Origin of the sequence: Amycolatopsis sp. cmx-4-83, assembly GCF_046548815.1 — a bacterium.
In the GTDB taxonomy this organism is placed as follows: Bacteria; Actinomycetota; Actinomycetes; order Mycobacteriales; family Pseudonocardiaceae; genus Amycolatopsis; species Amycolatopsis pretoriensis_A.
On sequence record NZ_JAEBEF010000002.1, the window covers coordinates 407,927 to 420,195 of the forward strand.

Annotated in this window: 13 protein-coding genes; 3 read left to right on the top strand and 10 right to left on the bottom strand. The window is 70.7% G+C overall.

What is annotated here, in order from left to right; all coding sequences use genetic code 11:
• Nucleotides 1-5 precede the first annotated feature (5 nt).
• Both ACLJQM_RS06965 and ACLJQM_RS06970 read right to left on the bottom strand, forming a co-directional pair.
• Nucleotides 6-812 carry an ABC transporter permease gene (locus tag ACLJQM_RS06965; protein ID WP_410630480.1) on the bottom strand — a complete coding sequence of 269 codons (807 nt, stop codon included), beginning with the start codon at nt 810-812 and terminating at the stop codon, nt 6-8.
• A complete protein-coding gene (locus tag ACLJQM_RS06970; RefSeq protein ID WP_247017491.1) occupies nt 809-1,792 on the bottom strand; it encodes an ATP-binding cassette domain-containing protein in 984 nt (327 codons plus the stop codon). Before ACLJQM_RS06970 ends, ACLJQM_RS06965 begins: the two co-directional genes overlap by 4 nt.
• Before the next feature lie 165 nt (nt 1,793-1,957).
• Between ACLJQM_RS06970 and ACLJQM_RS06975 the strand changes: the two genes are divergently transcribed.
• Nucleotides 1,958-2,917, top strand: a complete 960-nt coding sequence (locus ACLJQM_RS06975) for an endonuclease/exonuclease/phosphatase family protein (protein ID WP_410630481.1) — start codon at nt 1,958-1,960, stop codon at nt 2,915-2,917.
• An 86-nt stretch (nt 2,918-3,003) separates the two neighbouring features.
• Here the strand turns inward: ACLJQM_RS06975 and ACLJQM_RS06980 are convergent, their stop codons facing one another.
• The 3 genes from ACLJQM_RS06980 to ACLJQM_RS06990 all read right to left on the bottom strand — a co-directional run bounded on the left by ACLJQM_RS06980 (nt 3,004) and on the right by ACLJQM_RS06990 (nt 5,154).
• Nucleotides 3,004-3,627 carry a hypothetical protein gene (locus ACLJQM_RS06980; protein WP_410630482.1) on the bottom strand — a complete coding sequence of 208 codons (624 nt, stop codon included), beginning with the start codon at nt 3,625-3,627 and terminating at the stop codon, nt 3,004-3,006.
• Nucleotides 3,628-4,034: 407 nt separating this feature from the next.
• Nucleotides 4,035-4,850 carry an SIR2 family NAD-dependent protein deacylase gene (locus tag ACLJQM_RS06985; protein ID WP_410630483.1) on the bottom strand — a complete coding sequence of 272 codons (816 nt, stop codon included), beginning with the start codon at nt 4,848-4,850 and terminating at the stop codon, nt 4,035-4,037.
• Nucleotides 4,843-5,154, bottom strand: coding sequence for an antibiotic biosynthesis monooxygenase family protein (locus tag ACLJQM_RS06990; protein WP_247017502.1), 312 nt, complete (start codon nt 5,152-5,154; stop codon nt 4,843-4,845). Before ACLJQM_RS06990 ends, ACLJQM_RS06985 begins: the two co-directional genes overlap by 8 nt.
• 50 nt (nt 5,155-5,204) lie before the next feature.
• Here ACLJQM_RS06990 and ACLJQM_RS06995 point away from each other — a divergent pair, with 50 nt between their 5' ends.
• The gene (locus tag ACLJQM_RS06995) at nt 5,205-6,593 is read left to right on the top strand and encodes an ATP-binding protein (protein ID WP_410630484.1); all 1,389 of its coding nucleotides are present in this window, start codon (nt 5,205-5,207) and stop codon (nt 6,591-6,593) included.
• Here ACLJQM_RS06995 and ACLJQM_RS07000 read toward each other — a convergent pair.
• The gene (locus tag ACLJQM_RS07000) at nt 6,579-7,985 is read right to left on the bottom strand and encodes a M1 family metallopeptidase (RefSeq protein WP_410630485.1); all 1,407 of its coding nucleotides are present in this window, start codon (nt 7,983-7,985) and stop codon (nt 6,579-6,581) included. The two genes, ACLJQM_RS06995 and ACLJQM_RS07000, sit on opposite strands and share 15 nt — an antisense overlap.
• 74 nt (nt 7,986-8,059) lie before the next feature.
• On the opposite strand from ACLJQM_RS07000, the gene ACLJQM_RS07005 reads away from it, so the two are divergent.
• On the top strand, nt 8,060-8,806 hold the full coding sequence (locus tag ACLJQM_RS07005) for an alpha/beta fold hydrolase (RefSeq protein ID WP_410630486.1): 747 nt from the start codon (nt 8,060-8,062) through the stop codon (nt 8,804-8,806).
• Nucleotides 8,807-8,874: 68 nt separating this feature from the next.
• On the opposite strand, the gene ACLJQM_RS07010 is transcribed toward ACLJQM_RS07005, so the two are convergent.
• From ACLJQM_RS07010 to ACLJQM_RS07025, 4 genes are all read right to left on the bottom strand, one after another.
• Entirely contained in the window at nt 8,875-9,831 is a 957-nt protein-coding gene (locus ACLJQM_RS07010) for an N-acetylmuramoyl-L-alanine amidase (protein WP_410630487.1), read from the bottom strand.
• A 63-nt stretch (nt 9,832-9,894) separates the two neighbouring features.
• Nucleotides 9,895-10,770: an A/G-specific adenine glycosylase gene (locus tag ACLJQM_RS07015; protein ID WP_247017512.1), complete on the bottom strand. Its 876-nt coding sequence runs from the start codon at nt 10,768-10,770 to the stop codon at nt 9,895-9,897.
• A gap of 9 nt (nt 10,771-10,779) precedes the next feature.
• Nucleotides 10,780-11,736, bottom strand: a complete 957-nt coding sequence (locus tag ACLJQM_RS07020) for a glycosyltransferase (RefSeq protein ID WP_410630488.1) — start codon at nt 11,734-11,736, stop codon at nt 10,780-10,782.
• 3 nt (nt 11,737-11,739) lie between these two features.
• A complete protein-coding gene (locus ACLJQM_RS07025; RefSeq protein WP_247017516.1) occupies nt 11,740-12,231 on the bottom strand; it encodes a beta-class carbonic anhydrase in 492 nt (163 codons plus the stop codon).
• Nucleotides 12,232-12,269: the final 38 nt, after the last annotated feature.

The following is a 12,269-nucleotide window of genomic DNA, read 5'->3' on the forward strand; positions in this document are numbered from 1 at the left end:
CGCCCTCACACCCGCCGGCGGTAGGCCCACGTGGCCAGCGGGAAGAACACCACGACGGCACCGGCCATCCAGGCCAGCGCGCCGGCCAGCGGACCGGCGACGGCGCCGCCGTTCATCAAGCCGCGCAACGCGTTCGCCATCAGGCTGACCGGGCTGATGTCGGCCCACGCCCGCAGCCAGCCCGGCATCGTGGACGTCTGCACGAACACGTTGCTGCCGAACGTCAGCGGCATGATGAAGACGAACATCAGCGCCTGCGCCGAACCCGGCGTCTTCATCAGCATGCCGACGAACACCGAGCCCCAGCAGAAGCAGAGGCCGAACGCCAGCGCGAGCAGGATGGCCACGGCGAACTCGCCGGGGCTGGTCGCGATCCGGTAGCCCATCAGCGTCGCCACGACCATCAGCACCACCAGGCAGACCAGGTAGCGCACGACGTCGGCGAGCACGGCGCCGACCAATGGTGCCGAGCGGGCGATCGGCATGCTGCGGAAGCGGTCGAACACGCCCTTGGTGACGTCGGTGTTGAGCTGCACGCCGACGGTCAGGCAGGCCTGCAGGATGTTCATCACGATGATGCCGGGCACGACCATCTGCAGGTAGGCGTCGGTCGAGCCGGAGAGCGCGCCGCCGAACAGGTAGACGAAGATGACCAGGAAGACGATCGGCATCAACGTGACGTCGGCGAGCTGCTCGGGGTTCTTGCGGATCTTCAGGATGCCGCGCCAGGCCAGCGAAAGCGAGTGCTGGAGTCCCTTGACGGGGCTGATGTGCCGCGGCGGGGCCGGGCGGTCGAGCGCCAGCGTTGTCATGCCAGGCTCCCTTCGAGGTCGCGGGTGGTGTCCTCAGCGGACGGTTCGGCCGCGTGTCCGGTCAGCGCGAGGAACACCTCGTCGAGGCTGGGCAGCCGCAGCGCCAGCTCATCCGCGGTGATCCCGGCTTCGTCCAGCTTGCGGACCAGGGTGGACAGCAGCACCGGATCGCTGACCGGCGCGGTGAGAAGCCCGGTCCCGGTGTCGCGGGACGGCCGTACCCCGCTGAGGTCGGCGAGGATCCGGTCGACGGCGTCCATGTCGGACAGCTGCGTCGGGCGCACCTGCAGCGTCTGCCCGCCGACGCGGCGCTTCAGCTCGTCGGCGCGGCCGTCGGCGACGACGCGGCCGTGGTCGAACACGGTGATCTTGTCGGCCAGCTGGTCGGCTTCTTCGAGGTACTGCGTGGTCAGCAGCACCGTGGCGCCCTCGGCGACGAGGCCGCGGACGACGTCCCAGACCTCGTTGCGGGCGTGCGGGTCGAGCCCGGTGGTCGGCTCGTCGAGGTAGAGCACCTCCGGGCCGCCGACCAGGCTCGCGGCCAGGTCGATCCGCCGCCGCATTCCGCCCGAGTACGTCCGGACCGGCCGCTTGGCCGCCTTGGTCAGCTCGAACCGCTCGATCAGCTCGGCGGCCCGCTTCTTGGCGTGCGCGCGGGGCATCCCGTAGAGCCGTCCGATGAGGACCAGGTTCTCGGTGCCGTTCAGGTCCTCGTCGACCGACGCGTACTGCCCGGTCAGGCCGATCAGGCCGCGGACCCGGACCGGGTCCTTGACGACGTCGTAGCCCCCCACGGTGGCTCTCCCGCCGTCGGGTTTCATCAGGGTCGCCAGGATCCGGACGGCGGTCGTCTTGCCGGCGCCGTTCGGCCCCAGCACCCCGACGACCTTGCCGAACGGGACTTCGAGGTCCACCCCGTCCAGCGCCTTGGTTTCCCCGAAGTGTTTGACCAGGCCCTCGGCCTGGATCGCGTGCGACATGGGCGTCCTCCTTCGCTCGTCGCGGGTTCTGGCACCACTGTGGACGGCGGCGCTGGCAGGCCGCGCACAGCGCGCTGGCAGGCGCTGGCAGCCGCTGGTGGAGATCTTGTGGAGGAGTTGCCGGTGCCCGAGCCGTCCGCGCCGGGGCTGGGCATACTCGGCGGCATGGTGGTTGCGGAAGAGACGCGGTCGCGGCGGAAGAATCCGCTGGTCACGGCCCTGCTGGTGGTACCGGTGGTGCCGTTGGCCGGGTTGGCGGCGCTGCGCCTGATCGGCTTCGACGGCGACTGGTACACCCTGGTCGCGCTGTCGCTGACGCCGTACGCGGCGGCCGCGGGCGTGCTCGCCGGCGGGCTGGCGCTGGCCTGCCGGCGCTGGTGGGTCGGCGGGGTCGCGCTGGTGCTGGCGATCGCGCTGGCCGTGCTCGTGGTCCCGCGCCTGTCGGCGAGCGAGCAACGTGAAGTGCACGGCAAGACACTGCGCGTGCTCTCGTCGAACCTGCTCTACGGCCAGGCGGACCCGAAGGCGATCGTCGACCTGGTGCGCGAGCAGCGGATCGACGTGCTGAACCTGGTCGAGATGACGCCGCGGGTGGTCGACGGGCTGACCGCGGCCGGGCTGTTCCAGCTCCTGCCGTACAAGGTGCTGCACCCGGCCCCGGGCGCGTTCGGCTCGGGGATCGTGTCGCGCTTCCCGCTGAGCGAGGTCAACCTGACCGGCGACTCGGCGGCCAAGCAGCCGGGCGCGCAGGCCGACCTCGGCGACGGCGTGACGGCGGAGATCGTCGCGGTCCACCCGATCTCCCCGGACGTCGACACCCCGCAGTGGGAGCGCGAGATGAAGGACCTGTCCCGGGCGGCGGGCGAGCACGGCCTGCGCATCCTGGCCGGCGACTTCAACGCGACGCTGGACCACGCGGCGTTCCGCACGGTGCTGTCCCGCGGCTACAACGACGCGGCGGAGGAGCACGGCTCGGCGCTGACCCCGACGTGGCCCTCGCCGCTGCCGGTGGTGACGATCGACCACGTCGTGGTCGACAACCGCGCGGCGGTGCAGGACTACCGCGTGTTCGACGTCCCAGGCAGCGACCATCGGGCGGTGTTCGCCGAGGTGCGCCTGCCTTAGGTCAGGAGGGCTCGCGGGTTTCCAGTGCGCCGGCGCCGACGGCCCACGCCGTCAAAGGAGACGGAGGACCTCGGCCATCAGGGCATTTACGCGAGCCCTCGGCGGAAGGTCTTCCATCTCGATGAAGCTGGGTGAGCTGCCGATCTGCCGGTGCAGCACATCGTCCGCCTGTCCCCTGAACTCGGCGAGGAACTTGATGTACTTCTTGTCGCTCCTCGACCAGCTGTGGTTCGCGGCCACCGCATCGAAATTCCGCTGACCGAAAATCGGGGGATGTGATCGAGGATGGTTCGAAGCAGCGCGTGGCAGGCGTACGGGTTCCGTTGGGCGAAGTTCTGGTTCAGCTCGCTTGTGAGCCGCAAAAGCTTGTCGAGGTCGAATGAACTGGCTTCACTTTTCGCCTTGAGTGATTCGGTGAAGCGGCTGCTCACATAGTTGTTGGAGCTGTCAGGCTTCGTGTCGACTTCTGCAGTGGTCGACTCTTGCGCTGCGACTCCGATGAAGTTCGACCCCGCGTAGATCGGTCCCGAGAAATCCAGGTAGCTGGTTTCTCGATCGATGGTTTCGGTTACGTGTTCGACGTACTGGCGCAGCTCGGTCATGTCTTCGTAGTCGAGGACGTGCTGGTCGATGGCGATAGCCCAGTTCGACGATTCGGTGGGAATTTCGACCCTGGTGGCGATGTTGCAGGGCTCGTGCTGCAAGATCATCGGAAGAAGAGCGTTCGACAGGGGCATTCGGCGCCTCGTGGATCTTCCTGGCGCACGCTCGCAGGAAGGACATGAAGCCGACGCCCGCATCGCTGTACTCCGGCAGGTGAAGCGTGGCAGCCATGGTCAAGAACACTTCGCTCTGTGGCTGAAGGTTGTGGCGGTCGTACCACACGGTGCTGTAGCTCTGGGCCGACTATCTGCCGGGCCCCTGCAACCGGCAGGGTCTTGACGACTTCGGGGCCGCGGTACCCGAGCCGGCGCATTTCCGTTTCGACGTAGCGCCACTTGGGGCGAACTCGTCTGGAGAAGGCCGGCTCGGCGATCACGCGAAGCAGTCCTACTTGTGGCTAGGTCAGGGCTGCTGTCAAATCGGTCACGATCGCTACCTCGGTGGGCTCGGTCAACTAGCTTTGCTTCCCGCTCACGAGGGCTTGCAGGGTTTCCAGTGCGCCGGCCGCGATGGAGACGCCGCGGTTGTGGCGGATCTGCGGTTCGCGCGGGTTGATCCGGATCAACCCGCCGGTCGCCGCGCTGGCCAGTTCGCTGTAGCGGCGGACCGTCGGGACCGCCTGGCCCGCGCCCAGTTCCACCACCACGAGGTCGTGCGCGGTGCGCCGCCACGCCGTCAGCTCGTCGAGCTGGGCCTGGCTGCGGTCCGGGACCCAGTCGTAGTCGCCGAACATCAGGATGTTGGGGCGGGCGAGCCCGCCGCAGCGGGGGCACGACGGGAGTGGCGGCACCGCGCGCATGGTCTCTTCGTCGATGGCGACGTCGAGGCCGGCCGCGGGCCGGATCTCGGAGGTGCACCCGGAAAGGCACTGCAGGTGGTGGATCGAGCCGTGCGCCTCGGCGACGTGCGCGAAACCCGCTGCCTGGAACTGTCCGTCCACATTGGACGTGAACACCCGGGTGCCGCCGGGCAGCTTCTCGCCGATGTCGAGGAGCAGCCGGAAACCTTCGTGCGGCACGGTTTCGCGGTACAGCGCCAGCCGGTGCCCGTAGAAACCCCAAGCCAGCTCGGGATCATCGGCGAAGTGCCGCGGGTCGGCGAGTTCTTCGAACCGCAGCCCGAGCCGGGCGTACGGCGGGTACGCGCGCCAAAACCCTTCGCCGCCGCGGAAGTCCGGCAGGCCGGAGTCGACGCCCATGCCGGCGCCGGCGCAGATCAGGAGTGCGCCGGCGCCGTCGAGCAGCTCCGCCGCGCGAGCGAGCTCACTCACCCGGCTTCGAACCGAGGACGACCTCGAATTCCAGCAGGTTCGCGCCGGTGGAAACGGGCTTGGCGCGCTCGCCGGAGTGCGCCGCCGCGGCCGGGCCGCCCTTCGCCCACGCCTGGTAGGCCTCTTCGGTCTCCCACTTCGTGTACACGAAGTAGCGCGTCTCACCGGAGACCGGGCGCAGCAGCTCGAACCCGAGGAACCCGGGCTGCTGGTCGACCGCGTGCATGCGGGCGCCGAAGCGCTTCTCCAGTTCGGGGCCGGCACCTTCGGGGACCTCGATAGCGTTGATCTTCACGACACTCATGGCCCCAGCGTAGTTGGCTCCGCGGTGTGACCCGTGCCACTGTTGGGGTCATGGGGAGCACCGAGCGGGACCTGGCCACCGACATCGCCCGGATCGTCCGCGCCACCGCCGACGAGGTGGCGGGCGGCGCGGGCAACGAGCTGATCGACCGCGTGACCGGCCACCTGGGGGCGCCGCTGCCGGAAGTGGTGGTCGTGACGCGCAACTGGCCGATGTGGGAGCACGCCAACATCCAGCGCGGCGTCGACGCCTACCTCGCCGAGCACGGCACGGCCGTCGGCTGGTTCGGCATCGCGGGCGGCCAGCGCACGCACGAGGACCTGATCGGGATGCTCGCCACCGCGCGCAGCAAAGGGATGTACGAGCTGGGCTCGGTGGACTACACCACCACGGCGACCGGCCCGCACGACGCGACCGAAGCCGTCCAGCTGGGGCTGGTCGGCACGAGCGCGCCGGGCGGCGAGCCGGTGCTGGTGGCCATCCGCGGCGCGACCCCGCAGTGGGGCCTCGAGCAGTGCCGGCTGGAGGTCCTCTCGACGTCACGGGCGACCGCCACCGAAGTGCGCGACCGCGTCGAGCGGCTGATGGCCGAGCACGACCTCCTGCGCGGGCAGGTGCTGGCCTTCGGCACCAGCGAGCACCGCGCCAACGAACTGCTCACGTTCCTCCCGCGGCCCACCCTGACCGACGAGGAGGTCGTGCTGCCGGAGGGCGTGCTCGACGCGATCGAGCGCCACACGGTCGGCATCGCCGAACACGGCGGGCGGCTGCTGGCAGCGGGGCAGCACCTCAAACGCGGCCTGCTGCTGCACGGCCCGCCCGGCACCGGCAAGACGCACACGGTCCGCTACCTGATGGGCCGCCTCCCGGCCACCACGGTGATCATCCTGACCGGCACGGCGATGCGCTTCGTCGGCAAGGCCGCCGAGCTGGCCCGCCGCCTGCAGCCGAGCGTGGTCGTGCTCGAGGACGTCGACCTGATCGCCCAGGACCGCAGCTACGGCCCGCAGGTGCAGCCGCTGCTGTTCACCCTGCTCGACGCGATGGACGGCGTGGGCGGCGACGCGGACGTGACGTTCCTGCTGACGACCAACCGGGCGAGCGAGCTGGAGAAAGCGCTTGCGGACCGCCCGGGCCGGGTCGACCTGGCGGTGGAGATCCCGCTGCCGGACGCGGTGGGCCGTGAAGCGCTGCTTCGCTTGTACGGCCGCGGTTTGCGGTTGACGGCGGATCTCGCGCCGATCGTCGAGGCGACGGAAGGGGTTACGGCGTCGTTCGCGAAGGAACTGTTGCGTCGGGCTTCGTTGCTGTCGCTGGCCGCGCGTCCGGACGAGGAAGTGGTGGTCGGGGACGAGGAGCTGACGACGGCGTTGCGGGAGATGCAGGACGCGCGGAGTGCACTGACGCGGTCGTTGCTGGGCAGCTCAGCTGCGCAGTGAGCCGGGGAAGAGGTCGGCGTCCGCGGGGAGTGTCGTGCCGTGGAACCACGCCGTGAAGAACTGGTGCAGGTCCTTGCCGCTCACCTTCGCCGCCATCGCCTCGAAGTCCGGCCACGTCGCGTTCGCGTGGCGGAAGCGGGCCGGCCACTCCTTCAGCAGCCGGCCGAACGCCGGGTCGCCGATTTCGCGGCGCAACGCGTGCAGCGCCAGGATTCCCTTGTTGTAGACACCCTCGAACTCGTGGCCCTGCCCCATCCCGACCAGCTTCTGCGACCAGAAGTCCGTGCTGCCGCGGGTGATTTCGATCGCCGCGCGGTAGCGGTCGTCCAGGCTCTGGCCCTCGCGCTCGGCCCACAGCCACTGCGCGTACGACGCGAAGCACTCGTTCAGGCAGATGTCGGACCAATCGCGCAGCGACACCGAGTCGCCGAACCACTCGTGGGCGTTCTCGTGCACCAGCGTCGGCAGGTCCGCCCACTTCGCGTACGTCGGCCGCGTCTGCGTCTCCAGCGAAAAGTGGACGTCCTCGTTCAGGAAGACGCCGCCCGCCGCCGACTGCGGGTACGGGCCGAACTCGGCGGTCAGGAAACCGAGCACCTCGGGCAGGCGGTCGCCGATCGCGCGGTGGGCCTCGGCGCCCGGGGCGTACGCCGACACCACCGGGGTGCCGTCGGACAGGGTCGACTTGTCGACGCTGAACTTGCCGATCGCGATCGTCGTCAGGTAGCTCGCCACCGGGTTCGGCTCGGTCCAGGTGCCCGGCGGGCCCTCGCGGCCGTTCGAAATCACCGTCCAGCCGGCCGGGACGTGCGCCGTGAGCGTGAAGGTGGCCTTGTCTCGCGGGGTCTCGTTGACCGGGTACCAGAACGCCGCCGAGTGCGGCTCGCCGACCATGAACGCGCCGCCGTCGGCCGAGCGCTGCCAGCCGTTCTCGCTGCCGCCCTCGTGCGGGGTCCTCGCCGGCTCGCCGCCGTACATCACCCGCGTGCGGAACGTCGCGCCCGCGCGGATCGGCGACGACGGCGTGATCACCAGCTCGTGCGCCTTCTCCCGGCTGAAGCGGGCCGGCTGGCCGTCGACCTCGACGCCCCGCACGGTCAGCCCGCGCAGGTCGAGGTCGAAGCGGCTGAGGTCCTGGGTGGCCTTCGCGGTGACCGTCGTGTCGCCGTCGAGGTGGCCGCTCGGCGGGTCGTACGTGACGCCCACCTGGTAGCCGAGTGCGTCGTAGCCGCCGTTGCCGTCGTCCGGGTAATACGGATCACCGGCGCCGGCCGCACCCGGGAAGGGGTGCATCGGCGGCGGCTGGGGCACGCCGGGGACGGCGTCACCGCCGCAGGCCGCGGCGAGGATCACCGCGGCGCAGACGGCGAGGGCAGCGAGTCGGCGGCGCATACGAACACCATAGGTGATGGAAAGCGATCACTCGGTCACGTTCCGCACCAGGCCTTTTGTGGTTAGGTGGCCGCGTGCTCTGTTTCGGCGGCACCGGCGTGCCGATCGTTCTGCTCCACGGATTGATGGGCCGCGCGCGAACGTGGCGGCGGGTCGCGGAATGGCTTCGCCCCTACGGCGCGGTGTACGGCCTCGACGCGCGCGGCCACGGCAGCGCCCCGCGCGTCGGCCCGTGGACGACCGAGCGCTTCACCGACGACGTCGCCGAAGCGCTCCGGACCCTCGACGCGGGCCCGGCCGTGCTCATCGGGCATTCGATGGGCGGCCTGCACGCGTGGACGACCGCCGCGCGCTACCCGGAGCTGGTGCGCGCGGTCGTGTCCGAGGACTTCGCGCCGGACCAGCGCGGCCGGACCGTCGAGACCTGGCGCGGGTACTTCGAGAGCTGGCCCGTGCCGTTCAAGTCGCTCGACCACGTCCGCGAGTTCTTCGGCGACGCGGGCGAGTACTTCGCCGACTGCGTCGAGGAGCGTGAAGACGGCTACCACCTGGTCGCCGACCTGGAGGACCTCTACGTCATCGCGGCCGAGTGGGGCCGCCGCGACTACTGGGACGTCGTCGACGCCATCCGCTGCCCGCTGCTGCTGGTCGAGGGCGAGCACACGGCGATGCCGCCCGGCCAGCAGGCCGCCGTCGCGGCGCGCGTGCCGGGCGCGAAGCACCTCGTCGTGCCCGGGTCCGCGCACCTACCGCACGACGAGGCACCGGAGACCTACCGCGGCGCGGTCGAGGCCTTCCTGAGCAGCGTCCTCGCCCGCTGAAACGCCACTTTCCCTACGAAAGCTCCACTTTGCGCCACAAAGCGGAGCTTTCATAGGGAAAGTGCGCTTTAAGTGCGGGACAGGTCTGCCCGCCAAGCGGCGGTCGAACGGTCGGCGGGGACGATCAGCGGCCAGACGTCGGCGCCGAGGAAGCCGGTTTCGTCCGCCGCCTTCGCCGCGGTGCAGGTGTCCTGCTCGAGGCCGGCCCGGGCGGACAGCGCGGCCACGGCGTCCGTCGTGGACTTCCCGAAGACGCCGTCGGTCGGCACGTCGAAGCCCGACGACCGCAGGAACTGCTGCGCCAGCTGCACCTTCTTGCCGGTAGCACCCGGCTTGAGCAGCGGCCACTCCGCCTCGGTGCGCGCGACCGAGACGCCGAGGACGCGGCCGACCGCGGTCCGCAGCTCCGGCAGCCGGTCGTAGAGCACCTGGCCGCAGCACTCGGTCGAGTTGAAGTCGCGGTGGCCCTTGATGAACTCGGGCGTGATCGAGTACTGGTGCGCGATGTAGGCGACCAGCCCGACCAGCGAGTTCCACAGCGCCGTCGTGACGTCGACCGTGCTGTAGAGGCCTTCGTTCTCGATGCCGATGCACTCGCTGTTGTGGTTGCCGACGTTGGCGCCCTGGACGTGCTGGGTGCCGCCGCGCAGGATTTCGAGGCTGCGGTGGCGGCCCTCGGTGACGTAGCCGCCGCGGCTGTTCGTGAACTGCTGGCCGGTGTCGATCCAGCCGCGCGTGTCCATGTGGAAGTTCTGGATGTCGCGCGAAATCTGGAGGGCGTGCGCCAGCGAGTAGTCGGTGTTGTTGCCCGGGTCCACCGTGTGGTGCACGACGATGTACGTCGGCCTGTGGTTCTCCACCACGATCGCGCCGCTCGCCGGCCGCGCGCCCCACTCGGACGTCGGGTGGATCGTCGGTGTCGGCACGGCCGCCGCAGCCGTCCCGGTGGTCGTCATCCCCAGTGCGCCGGCCGCGGTCGCGGTCACCCCCGCTTTGAGCAGGGTCCGGCGGTCAACAGTGACCATGCGGAGAAAGGTAACTCCGCATCGCGCCGATGACAACTATTGACCAACTTTGGTCGTAGTGCGTCAGTGTTCACCCGGTAGTGCGAAGAGACCGTCGCGGGTTTGTTCGAGGAGACCGTCCGTCAGCAGGGAATCCAGGCAGCGGTCGCGCTGCCCGGCGTCGTGCCAGACGAGGTCCAGCCTCGCCTTCTCGACCGGCCCTTCGCTGCCGCGCAGGACGTCCAGCAGCCGCCCGCGGACCTGCCGGTCGGTGCCGGCGAACTTCTGCACGGGCTTGGCCGGCCCGGCGTACTCCGGGCGCCCGGCCAGCTGCCACGCGCATTCGTCGTAGATCGGGCAGTCGGCGCACTTCGGGGAGCGCGCGGTGCAGATCAGCGCGCCGAGCTCCATGATCGCGGCGGAGAACTTCGCGGCGGGCGCGTCCTCGGCCGGCAGCAGCGCCTCGACGTCGTTCATGTCCCGGGTGTTCGACGCGGGCCCGGCGTCCCCGGCCCCGTGCACGGCCCGCGCGACGACCCGCCGCACGTTGGTGTCGACGACGGGCGCCCGCCGCCCGTAGGCGAACGCGGCGACCGCCCGGGCGGTGTAGGCGCCGATCCCGGGCAGCGCGAGCAGGGTGTCCACATCGGACGGGACGACGTCGCCGTGGTCGCGCGCGATCACGCCGGCGGCTTCGTGCAGCCGCAGCGCGCGGCGCGGGTAGCCGAGCTTGCCCCAGGCCCGCACGACTTCGCCCTGCGACGACGCGGCCAGCGCCGAGGGCACCGGCCAGCGCGCCAGCCACTCGTGCCAGATCGGCTGCACCCGGACGACGGGGGTCTGCTGCAGCATGATTTCGCTGACCAGCACACCCCAGGCCGAGCAGTCCGGCTCGCGCCAGGGCAGGTCCCGGCCGTGCGCGGAGAACCAGTCGAGCAGTACGTCAGCGTCCACAGCCACGCCGGGAGGCTACTTCGCCTGCTTCGGCAGCTCGCGAGCGACCTCGGCGGGCGACGGCATCCCGGCGATCTCCTCAGCCAGTGCTTGGGCGGCGCCGCGGCAGGCGGCCGCCTTCCGGGCTTGCTCGGTGACGGCGTCCGCGCTCAGCTCGCCGGGCAGGAGACGCACCGCGGCACCGGCGGCGAGGAGCGCTTCGGCGTTGGCGAACTGGTCGGCGCCCTGGGGCAGGACCAGCTGCGGGACACCGGCGGCGAGCGCGCCGAGGGTGGTGCCGCTGCCGCCGTGGTGCACGACGAGGTCCGCGTGCGGCACGACCTCGGTCTGCTCCACCCACGCCCGGACGGTGACGTTGCCCGGCACCTCGCCGAGGTCTGCCGGCGGCACCCGGCCGGTGGCGACGACCACGTGCTCGCCGAGCGCGGCCAGGCCGCGGATCGCCGTGGTGAGCACCTCCGGGGTGCCGAACGCGGTGCCGAGCGTCAGGAAGATCAGCGGTCCGCCGGCCACGGGCGGCGCCGGCTCCGAGAAGGGGACCGGGCGCAGGGCGATCCGCTCGGCGGTCGCGAGGAAGCCCGCATCTTGCAGCGAAGGCGGGCAGATGTCGACGTGCACGCCACCGGATGGGCGCTCGAACCCGATGCCCTCGGGCACCAGCCTGCCGAAGCCGTGCCAGAGCGCCGGGATCCCGGCGCGCCGCGCGGCGACGCCCGCTTCCGGGACACCCCACCCGTGCACGACCAGGTCCGGCCGCAGCCGCGCCAGGTCAGGCGCCAGGTCTTCGGCGTAGATCTCGTAGAACGCGTCCGCGGGCCGGAAGGGGCCGAGCCCGAGCCGGCGCAGCGGCGCGTGGACGTGCTCGCCGGCGGCGAAGTGGACTTCGTGCCCGACGTCCCGCGCCGCGATCGCGAGCGGGACCATCGGGTACGTGTGGCCGGCCGACGCCAGACCGGCGAAAAGGACTCGCAAGGCCTACTGGACCTCGGTGAGCTTCCCGGTCTTCACGTCGTAGACGAACCCGCGCACGTTCTCCGTGTGCGGCAGGTACGCGCTGCGCCGCACCCGCTCCACGGACGTCCGGACGCTGTTCTCGACGTTGCGGAACGCCTCGACCGACCACGTCGGGCGCAGGCCGGTGTCGGTCTCCAGCTCGTCCTTGAAGTCGTCCTCGGTGACCATCGAGAGGCCGCACTCGGTGTGCTGCACGACCAGCACCTCGCGGGTGCCGAGCTTGCGCTGCGAGAGAGCCAGCGAACGGATCATGTCGTCGGTCACGACGCCGCCCGCGTTGCGGAGGACGTGCGACTCGCCCTGCAGGAGGCCGAACAGCTCGAACACCCGGATCCGGGCGTCCATGCAGGTCAGGATGGCCACCTGGAGCGAGGGCTTGGGGGACGACCGGTCACCGGGCGTCACCTCGCCGAGTTCCTGGTTGCGCTTGAGCAGTACGTCGATCGAGGTCATCGGTCACCTTCCGGCCAGTGGCCCCGCGGCGCGGGCTT

Excerpts from the sequence above, each read along its gene's own strand:
- ACLJQM_RS06965 (WP_410630480.1), bottom strand. The coding sequence starts at position 812 with ATGACAACGCTGGCGCTCGACCGCCCGGCCCCGCCGCGGCACATCAGC.
- ACLJQM_RS06970 (WP_247017491.1), bottom strand. The coding sequence starts at position 1,792 with ATGTCGCACGCGATCCAGGCCGAGGGCCTGGTCAAACACTTCGGGGAA.
- ACLJQM_RS06975 (WP_410630481.1), top strand. The coding sequence starts at position 1,958 with ATGGTGGTTGCGGAAGAGACGCGGTCGCGGCGGAAGAATCCGCTGGTC.
- ACLJQM_RS06980 (WP_410630482.1), bottom strand. The coding sequence starts at position 3,627 with ATGATCTTGCAGCACGAGCCCTGCAACATCGCCACCAGGGTCGAAATT.
- ACLJQM_RS06990 (WP_247017502.1), bottom strand. The coding sequence starts at position 5,154 with ATGAGTGTCGTGAAGATCAACGCTATCGAGGTCCCCGAAGGTGCCGGC.
- ACLJQM_RS06995 (WP_410630484.1), top strand. The coding sequence starts at position 5,205 with ATGGGGAGCACCGAGCGGGACCTGGCCACCGACATCGCCCGGATCGTC.
- ACLJQM_RS07000 (WP_410630485.1), bottom strand. The coding sequence starts at position 7,985 with ATGCGCCGCCGACTCGCTGCCCTCGCCGTCTGCGCCGCGGTGATCCTC.
- ACLJQM_RS07010 (WP_410630487.1), bottom strand. The coding sequence starts at position 9,831 with ATGGTCACTGTTGACCGCCGGACCCTGCTCAAAGCGGGGGTGACCGCG.
- ACLJQM_RS07025 (WP_247017516.1), bottom strand. The coding sequence starts at position 12,231 with ATGACCTCGATCGACGTACTGCTCAAGCGCAACCAGGAACTCGGCGAG.